Origin of the sequence: Myxococcus xanthus (genome assembly GCF_006402735.1) — a bacterium.
Taxonomy (GTDB): Bacteria; Myxococcota; Myxococcia; order Myxococcales; family Myxococcaceae; genus Myxococcus; species Myxococcus xanthus_A.
Genome location: NZ_CP017174.1, coordinates 5,040,602 through 5,055,460 on the forward strand (window position 1 = coordinate 5,040,602; position 14,859 = coordinate 5,055,460).

Sequence of the window (14,859 nt, forward strand, 5' to 3'; positions counted from 1 at the left end):
GCTGGACACGGACCAGGACGCGAGCCAGAAGGAGGCCAGCACTGCGGCCAAGCGCTACTCGGTGATTGGCGCGGGGATTGCCTCGGTGGCCGCCCTGCTCGCTTCGTTAATGGGCTTCGTGCGCACGGACCTGGAGGAGGCGAAGCAGCAAGGGATGCTCGGCAAGTGCCTGCGGGCCTCCATCCTCGGCATGGGGCTCATCGCCGCCGCCTTCACCGACCCTGTTGAAAGCCCCGCGATGGAGGGCACCGCGCACGACCTGCGGCTCGTCGTCTGGGTCGCGAGCCTTGGGGTACACGCCTGCCCAGGCTGCGCTCCCAGCAGGTGCGTGGCAGGGGCCGCCAGCCTGGTGGCTGTCTTGCGCCTCAACACCCAGCCTGGGGTGGCCCTCGTGACGGGGCCAACCTCGCACATCGCTCTACACAGGGAGCACCGCATGGCCGAGCTGGTTCTCACTACCTACGACTGGGTCCCCAAAACGCCGCGAGGCTATGTGCGCGACCTTCGCGTGCGATGGGCGTTGGAGGAGGCCGGGCTGCCCTACCGCGTGGAGAGCACGCCCTTCCGCAACCGCAATGCCGAGCACCTGACGCACCAGCCCTTCGCACAGGTCCCGTGGCTGACGGACGGCGACCTCTCCCTCTTCGAAAGCGGCGCCATCCTGCTGCATCTGGGCGAACGCAGCCCCGCCCTGATGCCGGCCGATCCGCGCGGCCGGGCCGAAGCCATCGAATGGGTGATCGCCGCCCTCAACTCGGTGGAGATGGCGAGCCTGCCGTGGTCGTTCTTTCAGTTCGGCATGGCGGACAAGGCGGCGTCGAAACCGTTCGACGACTTCCTGAAGCTCCGCCTCGACCGCTTGGAGCCGGTGCTCGCTGGGCGCGATTGGCTGGCGGGCAGTTTCTCCGTCGCCGACATCCTGATGACCGACGTGCTGCGGCTCGTAGTTCGGTTCGACGGACTGGCGGCGCACCCGGCCTGCCTCGCTTACGTTGGCCGCGCCACCGCCCGCCCTGCCTTCACGAAAGCGCACGCGGACCAGATGGCCCACTTCGCCGCGGCGGACTGAGACCTGAAAACTCCCGCCCAGTGGCGCTGTTGAAGGTAGCGCCCTCCGCCGCCGACTGCCATCCTCGCTGGATGGGCGCGAATGCCCTTGAGTACCGCGCGATTCAGGCGTTCTACGGACAGCGCCGCGCTCGACGCTCCGGCATTCCGTACCTGCACCACATCGACGAAGGGCTGTGGGTCCTTCGGGCCCTGGGCGCGAGTGAGCAGGCCCAACGCGCGTACTGTCTACACCCGCTGGTGCAGGACGTTGACAAGCGCGCCGCCGCCTGGGCCCAGGCGCTCGCCACTGGAGCGGACCTCATGTCGCCACCCGTCGAGGGTGTGAGTGACAACCCGCGTGTCCTCGCACTCGCGCTGAACTACCAGGAGACGGCCAATGCCGCACTGTCTCATCGACCAGACCTGAAGGGGCCCGGCGACATCGCGCTCAGCATGGAGCCCGCGGTCAACGACATGCTTCGCGCCGACAAGGTCCAGAACTACAAGGACTTCATTCGCCATCACCGGGGAACCCATCCCCGGTCCGCCGAGTTGGAGCGCTATTTCCAAGCATGGCTCGCGCGCCTCGAAGTGTCTCCGGAGCAGGTCACGCGCTGGCACGCGGCGCTCGACCACCTCTCCCGCTGATGCGTCGCCATCAACGTGGAGATGGCAGAACCTCACCGGACTCGACGCGACCGACCAGCCCCCTCCCAACGCCGCCCCACTCTCCTGGAGCATGCCCGTAGCAACATCGGCATGGGTGAGTGGTTCGCCTCCGTTCCTCGGCTGACATCACCTGCACTTTGTCTTGTCGGACCGTCGCCGACAGGCCGCAGGGATGGAGGATGACTCCCTGGCCGGCATCGCAAGGAAGCCGCGCGGCCCGCAGGCCGTGCCCGCCAGGGCCAGCACGAGGGACCTCCACTGGAGTCGAGCGCGGGAGGCCACAGTGCCGGGCCCGGGCTACATGCTCCGCTCCGGCCCGGCGAACATTCACATGGAGTCAGCGGCGAGTTGGACAAGCTGCCGCCGCTGAATGCGATACAATCCGGTCGAACGAGCCTGCGACCCGATGTGACGGCTCAGGTCTCTTCCTGAACCATCACGTTGACGGTTCGGGGGCGGTCAGCGGTCGTCCCGTCCCCCACCTGGCCGAGGCTGTTGCGCCCCCAGACCCAGCCGGCCCCCTCCGGACTCATGGCCGCCGTGTGGAAACGGCCCGCCGTCACGGTGAAGACGCCCGTCAGCCCCGCAGCCCACCACCGTGGCACAGATGGCCAGGGCCACCCACCGCCAACCACTTCCGTCCTTCCTGTCTCATCCATCCCCCTTTGCCATCGCGCTGCGTAAGCGCTGCCGTCCCAGGCCGGCCGGGCGGCAAGAGTGGCCAGCACCTTCCGGGAGGGAGCGCCAGGAGACCTACAATATTCCAGAAACATTACAACTGAGTGAGCCCTACCCCATGGGAGTCGACAGGGAACCCAAAGGCAGACACCCAGAAAGCAGAAAAGTCACGACCCCGGCTGAAGAGGACACCCGCAGCTCTGGTTTGAGAATCTTCAGCGGGATGTCTTTCAAGCTCTTCAATGGCGCGCCACCCACTGGGAAGCGACGGTGGCGGTGGACGCCCAAATGGGAGGCGCGAGGCACGCCTTTTCGATTGCGCTGGCCCGCTGAGACTTCGCGGCATCCATTCGGCAAAGCACCAAAACGCCACGCCTGGGGAATTCTGCCCCAGGAGTGACAGCGCCCGTTCCTCACACGCGTTGAGTGACGTGCCGGATTGGGTGGATGCGCCTGGCCTCTGCGCGACTCTGGTGAACGGCCTGCGAATTGCTCGGTAATCAGGTCGCCGCGCCAGTGATTACCCGGGGCAGCCCCGTGTAGGGGGCCGAGCACCCCCATAGGGCACACTGCTGCCCAGGCCGCCCTCCCATCAGGGCGCGGCAAGAGCCTGAGTTGGGCCTGTGGGTTGTCTTGAGCGCCTCAACACCACTCCGCCTGGGGTGGCCCTCGCGCCGGGGCTGGCCTCGCACCTGCAGTGGCCAGGCCCAGGTGCTTCAGAATCGCGCGCACCCCTCGTGCTCCCTTCACGTACGCCAACACCCGGCGCCTGCCTCCACACCTCACGCAGCCGAACACGTCGAAGTCGCACGTCCTCCTCAGCAACTCGGCCCAGTCCACTCGCGGCGGCCTCTGCTTCATCCGCTCCGTTCTGGCCGCGGCCTCCTTCCCCGCTCTCGCCTCCTCCTCACCTGTTTGGGGGAACAGAAATGGCCGCAGTTTGGCGCCTGGAGCGGCGGAGGCCATCTCCCGCGAGATGCTCCGGGGCGCCCTCCCGGAGAGCACCGCCGCCGCGACGATGGCCACACCCATCGCCTCCTGGCTGTCCTCGAAGAAGTAGCGCGAGGACGCGCGCGTGCATCATCGCCGTCGATGTGATGCAGTCGCGCGGTGCTCGAAAGCGTCACCATCGACCAGCTCCGCACGCTCCGCGCGGTGGCCGAGGAGGGCAGCTTCTCCGCGGCGGCCCGGAAGCTCGGCCAGGGGCAGCCCGCCGTCAGTCAGGCCATGCAGCGGCTGGAGAAGCAGCTCGGCCTGCGGCTCTTCGACCGGAGCGGGCGCGTCCCGCGTCTGACGGCGAAGGGAGAAGCCGTCGTCGCGGCGGCGCAGCGACTCCACGAGGACATCGCCTCGTTCCAGGCGGTGGTGGGCCGGCTCAAGAGCGGCGAGGAGACGAAGCTGTCGCTGGTGGTGGACGCCATGTTCCCCACCGCCGCACTGCTGGACTTCGTGCGGGAGCTGGCGCGCACGCACCCGGGTGTGGAGCTGGCGCTGGAGGTGGAGCTGCTGTCCGCGGTGACTGAGCGCGTGCGCGAGCGCCGCGCGACGCTGGGCATCGCCGGCGCGGACCTGGACCTCACCGGCCTGGAGCAGCGCCCCATCGCGCTCCTCAAGATGATTCCCGTCGCCGCGCCCTCGCATCCGCTCGCGGCGGTGAAGGGCGTCCTCACGGAGGCGCACCTCGCCTCCGCCATCCAAATCGTCCTGAGCGAGCGGCTGCCGGAGGGCAAGACGGGCACGGCGGACCGGGGCGTCATCGGCTCGCGACTCTGGCGAGTCGCAGACCTGATGACCAAGCACTCGCTCCTCGTCGGCGGCGTCGGCTGGGGCCACGAGCCCGAGCACCTCGTCCGCAACGACCTCGCCGCCGGACGGCTGGTGGCGCTGCGACTGGCGGCCTGGGAGGGAGGGCCCCCACCCCAGCGCCCGCTCGCCCTGGTGCGCCGCAAGGGCACGCCGCTGGGCCCGGTGGCGACGTGGGCCTCGAACCGGCTCACCTCGCTGTGCCAGCTCGCGCTCGGGGGCGCGGACCATCACACGACGTGATGAAAAGCATCACGACCTGGAGCGATTTACAGACGGGGCTCGGCTCTTAGATTTGGAGGCATGAGCACCACGACCCAAGTCAGCGTTCCCACTTCTCCTCGAGCCACTTCCCGCCCCCGCACCCTGGAGAGTGTCCATGGTGGCGGCGAGCTGCACTGGGTGGGTGACGGCTTCCGCGTCCACACCCTCGTGCCGAGCGGCGGCCTGCGCCAGGAGCGGACCAGTCCGTTCCTGCTGCTCGACTACCATCCGCCCCATGACTACCCCGCGCTGGCGAAGGGCCAGCGGGGCGTCGGCTGGCATCCGCACCGTGGCTTCGAGACGGTGACGCTCGCATTCGAAGGTCACGTCGCGCACCGCGACAACGCGGGCCACTCCGGAGTCATCAGTCCCGGGGACGTGCAGTGGATGACGGCGGCGTCCGGCATCCTCCACGAGGAGTACCACGAGCACGACTTCTCCCGGCGCGGGGGCACGTTCCACATGCTCCAGCTCTGGGTGAACCTGCCTCGCCAGCACAAGATGTCCGCTCCGGGCTACCAGCCCATCACGAAGGAGCAGATTCCGGTGGTCCCCGTTCAAGGAGGCGGGGAGGCCACGGAGCACAGCCGGGTGCGCATCATCGCCGGGAGCTACGGTGACGCGAAGGGTCCCGCCAGGACCTTCACGCCCATCTCCATGCTCGACGTGAAGGTGCGCGCGGGCGAGGACTTCAACCTGTCGCTGCCCTCGAACCACAACGCCCTGGTGCTCGTCGCCAACGGCCGCGTGACGGTGGACGCGGAGAGCATCCGGAGCGGTGAGCTCGCGGTGTTCGCCAACGACGGGGAGACCCTCTCCCTCCGGGCCGGCGAGGACACGCACTTCATCGTCCTCGCGGGCGAGCCCATCCACGAGCCCATCGCCCATACCGGGCCGTTCGTGATGAACAACCACCGGGAGATCATCCAGGCCATCGACGACTTCGAGTCGGGCGCCTTCGGTGGGATTCCTGAGTAACGGGGCGCGCGGCGGCTGACGGCGCGCAAGGAGTTCTGGCGCCTCCGGGACACACCGTCCCGGGGGCGTCAACGGCAGGGGCCGCCGGCCTGGTGGCTATCTTGCGCCTCAACACCACGCGGCCTGGGGTGGCCCTCGCGCATGCCCGCGCCCCGAGGGACGCGATCCTCGGGGATGCGGTATGAGCAGGCATGCGCATCGCCGTGACGGGTTCACACCGGGTGGGCAAGTCGACGCTGATTGACTTGCTCGGAGAAGAGCTCGAGGGGTACCGGCTCGCGGAAGAGCCGTACCTCCTCCTCGAGGAAGAGGGTTACGAGTTCGCGTCTCCCCCCTCCCTGGAGGACTTCATCGAACAGCTCCGGTTCTCGGCCGAGCTGCTTCAAGCCGAGAAAGACTCACGCGACATCCTGTTCGACCGCTGCCCTGTCGACTTCCTGGGTTATCTCCAGGCGCATGAGGACGCGGAGGCGTTCGACCTGGAGGAATGGCATCCCCGGGTCCGCTCCGCCATCCAGACGCTCGACCTCATCGTCTTCGTGCCCATCGAGGCACCGGATCGCATCCGGCTCCGGGCCCGTGAAGACATCCACATGAGGACCGCGGTAGACGAGACGCTGTCCAGGGTGCTGCTCGACGACCCGTACGAGCTGGGCGTGGAGGTGCTCACCGTCCACGGCACGGCGGACGCGCGGGTGAAACAGGTCCTTGCACGGGCAATCCGCTGACCGGGAGGCGTTTGACGAACGGCCCGCAGGCTCGGCCCCCCGTCCCCTTGCCCCGCTCAGGCAAGGCTCCAGACGCGAACCCTTCTCGCGTCTGGAGCCCGCCCGTGAATCACGGCGTGTACGTCACTTCGAGCTGCGGGCGCTTGGAGGCGTCCTCGGCCTCGCGTGAATGGTAATAGCTGATGTACCCACTGCTGGAGATGCGCAGGGAGATGCGTCGTTCTGTCGCATCCGATGCCCCCAACGGCGCACCGGAGACGTCCGGCTGGTTGTGGAAGGGCATGCTGTATTCATCCCAGGCATTGTCTTGCACGAGGTGCGTGTAGGTGTTGCCCCAGGTACTCAGTACTGGGAATTCAACTACACGACCAACTGGATCCACCCCCTCTACGAGCTGCCCTTCACCGGCGGCTTCCCCGACCAATCGGCGACGGACCCGGCGAACACGTATCAGGAAGGCAAGATCGGCCGGAAGGCATCGATCGTTCCGGGCAATCGGATCGGCCTCAACAAGGACCCGCAGCGGACCATCGAGTTCGGCGACAACCCGTCCCTCCCGCGCGATCCGGATCGCTTCGACACAGAGGAAGACTCTCAGCGCAAGTTCCGCCAGCGCTTCATTCCGAGCGGCGTCGCGCGGGAGGTGTTCCTGAACGTGTTCCAGCGACTCGACTCCTTCCAACCGGGTGTGACCAACCTCGAGCAGCGGCTCGTGGCGGCCTACAAGGCGGCGATCACCGTCGCGGACACGAATGGTGACGGCATCATCCAGGCGGCCGAGGGCGACATCGACACCTGCAGCGCAAAGTGCTTCCCTGCGACGCCGAGCGACGAGTGCACGGACAGTGACAGCTCGTGCCTCTACCTTCCGGCCACGACCTACAACCGCTTCGCGGTGACCCGGGAGATCAACGACGGATACCTCGCGCCGCGCTTCGCTCCGAGCCAGCGTGGGTGGGTGCTCTCCGGCAACAGGGTCGAAGTCTCCCCGGCAGTGCCGGCCTCCGCAGGCCGCGACAGCGACGACCGCTGACCAAGGAGCCCACCGGCGTGGACCGAGCGCCGCCTCGCCCACGCCGGCCTGGGCACGCGCACGTCTCGCCACCGGTCGCCAGCCTTGGCGTGGATCGCGTGATCCTCGTCAACGCCGCACGGGTGGAGAAGAGCTACTTCGATTCCAAGGTCATGGCCGACGAATTCGTGCATGAGCTCCTGGTCCTCGGGCTCAAGCAGGCGCGCGACACGGTACTGCCGGAGATCCTGGTGCGCTCGCGCTTCCGACCATTCGTCGAAGACGAGCTCGATGCGCTCTGTTCGGACAGCCCGGTGCGCCTCATCCCCCACCCTCCGGCCAGCACGCCGGTGGAAGCACTCGCTCCCCTCCCAGCGGAAAACGCGGTCTTGGCCATCGGGCCGGAGGGCGGCTGGGTTCCCTTTGAAGTTGAACTCATCCAGGCCCGAGGCTTCACTCCCTTCAGCCTCGGCCCCCGGATCCTGCGAGTCGAAGTCGCCGTGCCCCTGTTGCTGGGACAGCTCGCGCTCCTGATTCACGCCTCGGCTGATGTGGTCGCGTTCCGGAGAGAGCCGAACAGCTTGAGTACCGCCTGGGGCCGCACCCACGGCCCACGACGAATTCATCCGGGCCGTGAATCAGAGCCGCGCCGCTACTTCGCGGCGCGGCTCAGCATGTCCCAGTAGCTGTGCAGGCCACGGATGTGGTTTCCACCATCGACGGAGATGGTCTCCCCGGTGATCCACGCCGCGTCCTCGCCGCACAGGAAGGAGACCACGCCCGCGACATCCGACGGCATTCCACACGGCTTGCCCAGCGGCGTGCGAGCCAGGAACTCATGACCCATGACCTCGATGAGTCCGACACTCTCCGCCAGCGGTGTCTGGATGGCTCCAGGGGCCACCACATTCACCCGGATTCCATGCCGCCCGAGCTCCGACGCGGCGACCTTCGAGAGGTTCGCCAGTCCCGCCTTCGACGCGCAGTAGTGCGACAACCCATCCGTCACCGCGAGCTGGTTCAGGGAGGAGATGTTGACCACCACGCCGGGCTTCTTGGCCTGCACGAGCGCCCGCGCGAAGGCCTTCATGAACAGGAAGGGCCCCTTCAGGTTGATGGCCATCACCTGGTCGAAGTCCTCGTCCGGCAGGTCGAGCAGCGGCGCCAGCGTGGCGGTCCCCGCGTTGTTCACCAGAATTCCTGGCAGGCCCAGCTCGCGCGTGGCGACCTCGAGACTCCGGGCGACATCCTCCGGCCGGCGGACGTCACCCGTGAAAGGCACGGCGCGCGCATTCCCGTCGAACATGCGGTTGAGGTCCCTGGCGGTCTCCTCCACCTTCGCCTGAGTCCGGCCAAAGACAAGCACGTTGGCCCCATCCCGCATCAGTCGCTCGGCGATTCCCCGCCCGATGCCCTGTGCAGCTCCCGTCACGATGGCACTGTTTGATATGAGATTCACGCTGCCTCCTGGCTGCTGGTGAGTCACACGGGATGATGGCAGCCAGGAACTCTTCGTCCATTTCAGGGAAATCGTCCTCGGCTGCCGTGGCAGACACCCGCATCGCCATCGTCAGGGAACACCGCTCACGGCCACGCACGAAACTTTTCCACGAAGAGGGCCGCTCTTGTTACCCCGCTTCCCGCCAGGGAGTCTGAATAACCTCCCAGCGGCCCCCCCTGCGGCTGGGCTTGCCCACGGCATGTGCGAGGTTGGCCCCGGCACGAGGGCCACCCCAGGCCGCGTGGTGTTGAGGCTCAAGAGGCGCCAAGAGGTCCTGGCCCCTGCTACGCACCTGATGGGAGCGCGCTCTGGGCAGGCCTGTACCCCAAGGGGGCTCAAGCCGCCTTCCACCACACGGGAGCATCACTCGGGCGGCCCCGTCAGCGGCCCTCCTCGGCCCCTCTGCACCCTCCCCCACCAACAGGGCCCCCATCCCTCTTATGCGTGGCGGGGACATCTCCCGCCACAGGGGAAGTACTCAAGGGGAAGGCTGCAGCGCCTTGCGCTCCTTCGCGCAGACCAGGACCAGCGCCAGCATGCTCATGCTGGCGCCGCCGATGTCGAACTTCTGCTCCTTGAAGTCGGGGTACCGATTCTCGAGGATGCGCCCCTCCGCGATGCAGTCGTTGAGCTGCGCGAGCGCCTCGCTCTTGCGCCCCTTGGAGAGGTGGGCCTTCGCCGCGTCGTAGGCCTTCCGCTGGCCCTCCTGGAACCGGAGCTCCACGTCGACCCGCTTCAGGGGCGCCTGCAGGGCCTCGGCCTTCTGGGCGCACTGGGGCATCACGTCCTGGGGCCGGGTGGGGCTCCCGTCCACGAGCACGTCGACCGCCGCGAGGCTGGCGTTCTCCTTCACCATCCGGGCGCCCTCGTCCTGGCATGCCTTGAGCTTCTCCGCGGCGCTCGCGTACAAGGCCCTGCGCTTGCGCAGGTCCGAGGAGGACGCGGCGGATGCCGCTGCCTTGCACTCCTTGGCGTACAGAGCGTAGTCACGGTCCTTCTTGACGAAGGCGGCACCGGCCTCCAGCACCACGCCAATCTGCTTGACCGCGTTCTCCGCGGCCTGGAGCTGCGCCTCCGACGGCGTCTCCTTCTGGACCTGGGTGACCAGCGCCACCGCGTTCTTCCGGGCCTCGTCCACCTTCGCGCGCTGCTGCTGCAGGTCGACCTCGTACCGGCGCCGTTCCATCGTCACCCGCCCGTCCTTGAGCAGCTGTCGCGCCTCCGCGGCGGCCGGGCTGATGGACGTATAGGCGGGATAGAGGCCCTGTTGAGGGTGAGGGCTGGAGCGGAGGGGCCGAGGAGGGCCGCTGACGGGGCCTCCCGAGCGATGCTCCCGGCTGGTGGACAGAACGCTTGCCCCCCCCTTGGGGTACATGCCTGTCCAGACCGCGCTCCCATCAGGTGCGTGGCAGGGGCCGCCGGCCCGGTGGCTGTCTTGCGCCTCAACACCACGCGGCCTGGGGTGGCCCTCGTGCCGGGGCCAACCTCGCACAGGCCGTGGGCAAGCCCAGGTGCTCCAGAATCGCCCGCACCCCGGGGGCCCACTTCACGTACGCCAAGACCCGCCGCCGGCCTCCACACCTCACGCAGCCGAACACGTCGACGTCCTCCTGCATCCGCCAGACCCTGGTGTTCGATCTGGAAATGGGCGTTGACAACCGCAAGCCCGCCGCCACCGACGACATCGCGCACACCCTCAACTACAAGGCCGTCTCCAAGCGACTGATCGAGTTCGTCGGCCAGTCTGACTTCGGTCTGGTGGAGACCCTGGCCGAGCGTTGCGCGGCCATCGTGCTGGAGGAGTTCGGCGTGCAGTGGCTGCGCCTGAAGCTGTCCAAGCCCGGCGCGGTACGTGGCGCGCGCGGTGGGGGTGCTCATCGAACGTAGCCGTCAAGACGGCTGACCGCACCCAAGCCAAGGAGGTATTACCTGCTCATGAATGTGCAACAACCCGTGACGATCCTGCCGTGGCTGAGCGCGCTTCAACGCCAGCTGGAGCCCTGGCCGATGGCCTGGCCGGTCACTGTGCTGGCGGCGCTGCTGGGGGTGGCCTGGCTGGCCAACTTCGTCACCAAGAAGATCCTGCTGCGCGGCCTGCACCATGTGATCGAGCGGCTGTCCGGCCCCGAGCACGACACCCGGCTGGCCTTGCGCGCGGTGGAGCGCCTGTCCAACGTGGTGCCGTCGGTGGTGATCGCCTCCGGGCTGTCGCTGGTGCCGGGTCTGCCGGCAGCGCTGGTGGTCCTGCTCCAGGGCGCCTGCCACGTGTGGACAGTGGCCACGCTCGCGCTGGCCGCCAGCCATGCCTTCGACGCTTCCAACGCGTTCTACGAACGCCGCCCGGATGCGCGGAACAAGCCGATCAAGGGCTACCTGCAGGTGGCCAAGATCATCGTCTTCGTACTGGCCGGCCTGTCCATCGTGGCCACCCTGGCCGGCGTGAAGCTGCTGCATGTGCTCACCGGTCTGGGCGCGGCCACGGCGGTGCTGATGCTGATCTTCCAGGACACGCTCCTGTCGCTGGTGGCCAGCGTGCAGATCAGCGGCGATGGTCGCGTGCGCATCGGTGACTGGATCGAGATGCCCAGCCAGAACGCCGACGGTGATGTGATCGATATTGCCCTGCACACGGTGACGGTGCAGAACTGGGACAAGACCATCACCACCATCCCGACCAAGAAGTTGATCAGCGACTCGTTCAAGAACTGGCGCGGCATGCGGCAGAGCGGTGGCCGCCGGATCAAGCGCTCGATCTACCTGGATCAGCACAGCGTGCGCTTCCTGGATGATGCGTTGCAGCCACGCATCTACCAGTTCGCATTGCTCGATGATTACCTGGCCAGCAAGCGCGAGGAGCTGGGGCAGTGGAATGCCCAAGTGGCCGCCGTGCATCCCGAGCCCGTCAATGCCCGCCGGCTGACCAACCTGGGCACGTTCCGCGCCTATGTGGAGCGCTACCTGCGCACCCACCCGCGCATCAACCAGAACATGACCCTACTGGTGCGTCAGATGGCACCGACCGAGCACGGCCTGCCCCTGGAGATCTACTGTTTCACCGCCTCCACGGCCTGGGCCGAGTACGAGGCGACCCAGTCGGACATCTTCGACCACCTGCTGGCGATCCTGCCCGAGTTCGGTCTGCGCGTGTTCCAGCAGTCCTCCGATGCGATGTTCATGGGCTTGCAGCGCGCCCAGGACTGTGCCACGCCGGTGGTGCGCGGCTGAGAGGCTGGGCCTGCCGACCCGGTGTCATCCACGCAAAAGGCCGGGCAATGCCCGGCCTTTTACGTGTGCGAAGGCGCTTACTGGCCCTTGGGCGTGAGCTTGAGCAGGCGGCCGGCCTTGCCGTCCTGGAGCAGCCAGATGGCGCCATCCGGGCCCTGTCCGACCTCGCGGATGCGCTGTATCCGTCCGGCCAACGACGTGCTGAGAGACGTTGAGTGAGGAGTCGGCGCCGAGGACCCTGGCGTGCATGTCGAAGCCGGTGGAGAAGCAGGAGTGGTTCCGGGTCGCCGAAGCCTTCGAGGCGAGCGGGCTGACGCAGAAGGCGTTCTCGCGGCAAAGAGGGCTGCGGCTCAGCACGTTGCAGTCGTGGGTGTGCCGGCGTCGACGTCAGTAGTCCGAGAAGCCGGAGCAGGTGCGCCTGCTGCCGGTGGAGGTAGCTGTCGCGCCGCAGCTGAGTACGAAGCTGCTCGAGGTGGTGCTGGCCAGCGGAGCGCGCCTGCGGTTCTCGTAACCGTCCGGCCAGTGACGTGGCGTGAGCGGTTGCAGACGGACGAGGACCGTGGTCGGCGTACGCCGTGAGGATTCAGAGACTGGGCTGGAGGCGTGAGTCGGGCGGGTCGGCGGCGCGTCGCCGCTTCCACTCGTGGAAGGTGATCTGCCCCCGTTCTTCGGACCACGCGTTACGAGAGTCCTGCGGCGCTGCTGATGCCGTGCTCGGAGGCGGCGCTGAGGAAGGCGGCCCTGGGCCGGAAGAATTTCCTCTTCGTCGGCCACGAGGCCGCGGGCGAAAACCTCGCGGGCCGCTACGCCCTGGTTGCCACCTGCGAGGCCAACCAAGTCAATCCCGAGGCGTACCTCGCGGACGTCCTGCTGCGTGTGCAGTCGCACCCCAACTCGCGCATCAGTGTGAGCTGCAGCCTCGTAACCGACCGACGTAACCGTCCGGCCAGTGATGTGGCGCGAGAGGTTGCAGGCGGACGAGTAGCGTGTTCGGCGGGCGCCGCGACGAGCGAGCTGTTCAGATGCAGAGCTGGAGAGGTGAGTTGGGCGGGTCGGCGATACGCCGTCGCTTCCACTCGTGGGGCAGCAGTTCGTCGATGCGGGAGTTGGGGTGCGTCTGAACGCGCAGCAGGACGTCCGCGAGGTATGCCTCGGGATTGACTTGGTTGGCCTCACAGGTGGCCACCAGCGCGTAGAGACCGGCCAGGTTCTCCCCCGCGGCCTCGTGGCCGACGAAGAGAAAATTCTTCCTCCCCAGGGCGGCCTTTCTCAGCGCCGCCTCCGCGCGGTTGTTGTCCAGGGGTAGGCGCTCATTCTCGACGAAGCGCGTGAGGGCCGCCCACTGCTTGAGGGCGTAGGAAATAGCCTGGCCCAGCGGACTCTTGGGTGGGTGCCGCGGCGTCTGTTCTTCAAGCCAGACGTGCAGTCGCGCGAGGACGGGGGCGCTGTGCAATTGGCGCAGAGCGCGGTGGGCGGCGGTGCGCACCACGTCCGCGCCTCTCGCCTGGGCCTCCACTCGGTAGAGTTCGAGGATGAGGTCCATGGCATGGCGCGCTTCGGGCGCGGTGGCCAGCGCGTCGAAGAATCGGCGGCGGCAATGCGCCCAGCAGCCGACGCGCACCCGGCCCTGGGGCAGCGTCACCGCGTTGTAGCCGGTGTATGCGTCCACCACGAGCGCACTCGAGGTACCTCCCAGGACTTCCTTGGGCGTCCTGCTCGCCCGGCCCATGCTGAAGCGGTAACCAATGAGCCACTCACCGGCTTCGTTCTGGGTGAGGAAAGTCCAGAGGTAACCCAGCCGCGTCTTCTTCACGTCCAGCACGCGCAGAGGCGTCTCGTCCGCCCACACCACGTCCGCGGCTGCAATGCATTGCAGCAGGTGCTGCGACAGCGGCAGCAGCACCGAGGCGGCTTGGTGGAAGAGGTCCGTCAGCGTGCTGCGACTCATGGGGACGCCACTGCGCTCAACACGTTGGGCCAGCCGGTGCAGCGGCATGGCGTCGGCACACTTCGACGTCACCACATGCGCGATGAAGCCCGGGCCGTACTCGCCCCTGTCCACTACTCTGGCCGGAGGCGGGGCGGTGACGACGCCCCGGCCGCACGCGCACGCCAGCACTTCCTGCACGTGCACTTGCTTCTCGAAGCGCGCCGGCACGTACTCGTACAGCACCGAAGCGCGGCCCTTGCCCAGTGGCTTCATGTCCTCGCCGCCACACGCAGGGCAGTGGCGCGCCTCGGTTGGCACCGCGTGGCGAATCTCCCGTGCGGGTGCCTCCTCCGCCTTCCGGGAGGCTCTCTCCCGGCGCTTCTGCTTCGCGGCCTCGGCCCGGGCCGCCGTCGAGTCCGCGTCCCCTCGCAGCTCGGCAGCCACTGTCGGCAACTTCTCCGCCCTGCGGCCGAAGACGTGACGCTGCAGGGCCGCCAACTGCCCCTTGAGTGCGTCCACCTCCCCGCCGATACGGCTCACCTCGGCCTTGAGTTCCTCCGCCTCCTCGCGCCAGGGGCAGAAGTGGTCTTGAGGGAGCTCTCGAGGCACCCAGCTTCAACATGCCTCCGCCACGCTGCGTCCCGGGCCCGGCGCGTCAGGTGCCCGTGCGCCCGGGAGGCGTCCAGGCAGGCTGGCGCCTCACCTGCGCCACGTCAATGCCGTCCAGCAGCATCGCCAACTGCGTGGCGTCCAGGTGCACCACCTGCGCGCCCGCGTCCACCGGTGGTAGGCGGAAGCGGCCCGTCTCCAGCCGCTTGTACAGCAGCACGAAGCCGCCTCGACTCCACGTCAGCACCTTGACTCTGTCGCCCATGCGCGAGACGAAGGCGAAGAGGTGCCCCGAGTAGACGTCCTCGCCCCATGCGCTGCGCACCAGTGCCATCAGGCCGTCAATCGACTTACGCATGTCCACCGGCTCTGTCGCCAGCACCACGCGCACCGAGGCTGGAAGGGCAAACAC

The 14,859-nt window shown here is 67.8% G+C and carries 15 protein-coding genes and 2 pseudogenes; 11 read left to right on the forward strand and 6 right to left on the reverse strand.

What is annotated here, in order from left to right; all coding sequences use genetic code 11:
- The first annotated feature begins 85 nt into the window (after positions 1-85).
- The 5 genes from BHS09_RS39455 to BHS09_RS20695 all read left to right on the forward strand — a co-directional run bounded on the left by BHS09_RS39455 (position 86) and on the right by BHS09_RS20695 (position 6,170).
- Positions 86-1,069 carry a glutathione S-transferase family protein gene (locus BHS09_RS39455; protein ID WP_237079722.1) on the forward strand — a complete coding sequence of 328 codons (984 nt, stop codon included), beginning with the start codon at positions 86-88 and terminating at the stop codon, positions 1,067-1,069.
- Positions 1,070-1,089: 20 nt separating this feature from the next.
- Entirely contained in the window at positions 1,090-1,698 is a 609-nt protein-coding gene (locus tag BHS09_RS20670) for a hypothetical protein (protein ID WP_140798682.1), read from the forward strand.
- 1,809 nt (positions 1,699-3,507) lie between these two features.
- Positions 3,508-4,443 carry a LysR family transcriptional regulator gene (locus BHS09_RS20685; RefSeq protein WP_140798685.1) on the forward strand — a complete coding sequence of 312 codons (936 nt, stop codon included), beginning with the start codon at positions 3,508-3,510 and terminating at the stop codon, positions 4,441-4,443.
- Positions 4,444-4,503: 60 nt separating this feature from the next.
- On the forward strand, positions 4,504-5,442 hold the full coding sequence (locus BHS09_RS20690; RefSeq protein ID WP_140798687.1) for a pirin family protein: 939 nt from the start codon (positions 4,504-4,506) through the stop codon (positions 5,440-5,442).
- Between the two features lie 191 nt (positions 5,443-5,633).
- On the forward strand, positions 5,634-6,170 hold the full coding sequence (locus BHS09_RS20695; RefSeq protein ID WP_090490565.1) for an AAA family ATPase: 537 nt from the start codon (positions 5,634-5,636) through the stop codon (positions 6,168-6,170).
- 109 nt (positions 6,171-6,279) lie between these two features.
- Here the strand turns inward: BHS09_RS20695 and BHS09_RS38620 are convergent, their stop codons facing one another.
- Positions 6,280-6,453: a hypothetical protein gene (locus BHS09_RS38620; RefSeq protein WP_161605164.1), complete on the reverse strand. Its 174-nt coding sequence runs from the start codon at positions 6,451-6,453 to the stop codon at positions 6,280-6,282.
- A gap of 24 nt (positions 6,454-6,477) precedes the next feature.
- On the opposite strand from BHS09_RS38620, the gene BHS09_RS39460 reads away from it, so the two are divergent.
- Together BHS09_RS39460 and BHS09_RS20700 are read left to right on the forward strand one after the other, a co-directional pair.
- Positions 6,478-7,203: a hypothetical protein gene (locus tag BHS09_RS39460; RefSeq protein WP_237079726.1), complete on the forward strand. Its 726-nt coding sequence runs from the start codon at positions 6,478-6,480 to the stop codon at positions 7,201-7,203.
- Between the two features lie 17 nt (positions 7,204-7,220).
- The gene (locus tag BHS09_RS20700; RefSeq protein ID WP_257792111.1) at positions 7,221-7,868 is read left to right on the forward strand and encodes an RsmE family RNA methyltransferase; all 648 of its coding nucleotides are present in this window, start codon (positions 7,221-7,223) and stop codon (positions 7,866-7,868) included.
- On the opposite strand, the gene BHS09_RS20705 is transcribed toward BHS09_RS20700, so the two are convergent.
- Complete coding sequence (locus BHS09_RS20705) at positions 7,835-8,641, reverse strand: SDR family NAD(P)-dependent oxidoreductase (protein ID WP_090490566.1); 807 nt, start codon at positions 8,639-8,641, stop codon at positions 7,835-7,837. The two genes, BHS09_RS20700 and BHS09_RS20705, sit on opposite strands and share 34 nt — an antisense overlap.
- Positions 8,642-9,161: 520 nt before the next feature.
- Positions 9,162-9,926: pseudogene (locus BHS09_RS39465) on the reverse strand (hypothetical protein); the annotation flags it as partial.
- Between the two features lie 386 nt (positions 9,927-10,312).
- Here BHS09_RS39465 and BHS09_RS20725 point away from each other — a divergent pair.
- Positions 10,313-10,570, forward strand: a complete 258-nt coding sequence (locus tag BHS09_RS20725; RefSeq protein ID WP_011554118.1) for a dihydroneopterin aldolase — start codon at positions 10,313-10,315, stop codon at positions 10,568-10,570.
- Between the two features lie 48 nt (positions 10,571-10,618).
- Positions 10,619-11,908, forward strand: coding sequence for a mechanosensitive ion channel family protein (locus tag BHS09_RS20730; RefSeq protein WP_020478328.1), 1,290 nt, complete (start codon positions 10,619-10,621; stop codon positions 11,906-11,908).
- A 77-nt stretch (positions 11,909-11,985) separates the two neighbouring features.
- Here the strand turns inward: BHS09_RS20730 and BHS09_RS20735 are convergent, their stop codons facing one another.
- Positions 11,986-12,102 (reverse strand): PQQ-dependent sugar dehydrogenase, encoded by a 117-nt coding sequence (locus BHS09_RS20735; protein WP_201800535.1) that lies wholly within the window; start codon positions 12,100-12,102, stop codon positions 11,986-11,988.
- Positions 12,103-12,155: 53 nt separating this feature from the next.
- On the opposite strand from BHS09_RS20735, the gene tnpA reads away from it, so the two are divergent.
- Both tnpA and BHS09_RS20740 read left to right on the forward strand, forming a co-directional pair.
- Positions 12,156-12,302, forward strand: coding sequence for an IS66 family insertion sequence element accessory protein TnpA (tnpA, locus tag BHS09_RS38885; protein WP_174260567.1), 147 nt, complete (start codon positions 12,156-12,158; stop codon positions 12,300-12,302).
- Positions 12,303-12,622: 320 nt separating this feature from the next.
- Positions 12,623-12,811 (forward strand): annotated as a pseudogene (locus BHS09_RS20740) (transposase domain-containing protein); the annotation flags it as partial.
- A gap of 115 nt (positions 12,812-12,926) precedes the next feature.
- Here the strand turns inward: BHS09_RS20740 and tnpC are convergent.
- Positions 12,927-14,447: an IS66 family transposase gene (gene tnpC / locus BHS09_RS20745; protein WP_140798690.1), complete on the reverse strand. Its 1,521-nt coding sequence runs from the start codon at positions 14,445-14,447 to the stop codon at positions 12,927-12,929.
- A gap of 46 nt (positions 14,448-14,493) precedes the next feature.
- Positions 14,494-14,859, reverse strand: a complete 366-nt coding sequence (gene tnpB, locus BHS09_RS20750) for an IS66 family insertion sequence element accessory protein TnpB (protein WP_140797277.1) — start codon at positions 14,857-14,859, stop codon at positions 14,494-14,496.

What these genes read in the sequence shown, in the direction of transcription:
- BHS09_RS20690 (WP_140798687.1), top strand. Translation starts at nt 4,504, where the DNA reads ATGAGCACCACGACCCAAGTCAGCGTTCCCACTTCTCCTCGAGCCACT.
- BHS09_RS20695 (WP_090490565.1), top strand. Translation starts at nt 5,634, where the DNA reads ATGCGCATCGCCGTGACGGGTTCACACCGGGTGGGCAAGTCGACGCTG.
- BHS09_RS38620 (WP_161605164.1), bottom strand. Translation starts at nt 6,453, where the DNA reads ATGCCCTTCCACAACCAGCCGGACGTCTCCGGTGCGCCGTTGGGGGCA.
- BHS09_RS20730 (WP_020478328.1), top strand. Translation starts at nt 10,619, where the DNA reads ATGAATGTGCAACAACCCGTGACGATCCTGCCGTGGCTGAGCGCGCTT.
- tnpA (WP_174260567.1), top strand. Translation starts at nt 12,156, where the DNA reads ATGTCGAAGCCGGTGGAGAAGCAGGAGTGGTTCCGGGTCGCCGAAGCC.